We start from the raw sequence: 1,610 nt of genomic DNA, 5'->3' as shown, positions 1-1,610 counted from the left end.
TCATCTGTCTTCCCTCCTGGAGACTCCCGCCATAACGGTACGACCTTTGGCGGTGAGAGGAAAGGAGGGGCAAGGTCTATGCCGCATACGAATAACCATCCTTTTTGTGAATAGCTGTGCAAGCTTTGTGACTAATTCCTTGAATTAACCCATTTTTAGTCGAAACATTGAAGCTTCCAGTTGCACGAGTTGCAATTCTACCTACGTATTCGCCTACTTTCTTGCCGCTAGTAACAACTGCTTTAACAATATCTCCAGTTTGAAAACCAAAATGAAATTTAGTCCTAGAACAGTGACGATTAGGAAAACCAAATTTATCTGTACGGCACGATTGGCGTGTACCGTGACCGTTAGCTGTAATCAACAATGGTTTCACGCCTTTAATATTGATAACTGGTGTTGATTTCCCGACGCAAGCAGCATCTAGCCAGTGAGTTTTCTCTAGGTTCTGTTGGTTTCGATTAAACTTTGTTAAGCCTCCTGAACCTGTTTCTATTGGTAAGCCAGTTGACTTCAAAATCTCTAGCAACGCGAATCTGGTTGTGTTTACTGCTGCTGTATCTGCCAATGGGGATAAGACTTGTTTCAATATTTTCTCTAATTTAGATGGGTCTTTCTTGAGGAATTCTTTAACGTCCTTAGTCCCTTTTTTTGTGTTGCATTTACAGCAGCTTAACGTCAGGTTTGCGATCGCACCTACGCCTCCTTTCGCTATTGGACGAATATGTTCTATTTGCAATTGAACGTCTTTGACGCCGCAATAAGCGCATTGTCTATTCCATTTTTCTAACAGGTATTCCCTTGTTTCGTAACCAGCCAAAGTGCCTTGCTGATACTCTTTCCCTTGGATATCGGGGTTACGCATTAACTGCAGGCTCAAGCGCACTAACTCTTGACTAATGGCTGTAATTGGTGCAACTCGACGTAATCTTTCAACCCAAGTCCTGATGTTTTCAACTCGACTTTGCAAGCTGGGAGCCAACCAACCCTGTGGACGTGTTCTATTCAAAAATCTTGGCTTACGATATCGAGTTTTGCGGTTTCTTCTACTACGCCTTAACTGTCTTCTAGAGGTTAAAGCGTCTCTAATCGCGAAGCCTCTATGTTTCAATTGAGCCGCGAAAACAACTTCTCCAGTTCCATCGTCAATCAATGCAATTCCGGTCGTTTTTGCGCCTGGATCTAGTTTTAGCCTCAATGGGGATACGGGTGATGATGGGCGCGATTCCTTCAAAATAATCGTGAAAGGGAACCGTTTATAAACTGCTGCCTTTTTGTTCCGTAACAACTGTCTCGCTTGTGCTGGATGGACTGGATCTAGTGGTCGAGAGTCTGTATCAATTACGAAAACTTTGGACATAAAGTCCCTCCTTTCGGGTAATGTTAGCTTCGACAATGTTATTGGTCGGTACTATCCAAACGACACTGGTTTAACCCTTTAAGCCTGTTTAATCGTTTAGTTCTAGAGCAGGGGACTAGCTACGCATCCCCTGGTAGGTCTTTAACTCTTGCCAATAACGTAGGTGTTGCCACCTAAGTCTGGTAAACTCTGGACTTCTTTCAAAGCCCCCGCTATAATCGGTACTCCGATTTAGCGGCGGGTTGTTTAC

At 43.7% G+C, this 1,610-nt stretch carries 1 protein-coding gene; it reads right to left on the bottom strand.

What is annotated here, in order from left to right:
• Positions 1-76: 76 nt before the first annotated feature.
• Complete coding sequence (gene iscB, locus MiSe_RS48935) at positions 77-1,360, bottom strand: RNA-guided endonuclease IscB (RefSeq protein WP_226594770.1); 1,284 nt, start codon at positions 1,358-1,360, stop codon at positions 77-79.
• Between the last annotated feature and the right edge of the window lie 250 nt (positions 1,361-1,610).

Source organism: Microseira wollei NIES-4236 (assembly GCF_020521235.1).
GTDB classification, from domain to species: domain Bacteria; phylum Cyanobacteriota; class Cyanobacteriia; order Cyanobacteriales; family Aerosakkonemataceae; genus Microseira; species Microseira wollei.
The sequence above is the reverse complement of the archived record's forward strand: the minus strand, read 5'-3'. Positions and strand labels throughout refer to the sequence as shown.

Coding starts and splice junctions, on each gene's coding strand:
- iscB (WP_226594770.1), bottom strand. CDS start 1,360: ATGTCCAAAGTTTTCGTAATTGATACAGACTCTCGACCACTAGATCCA.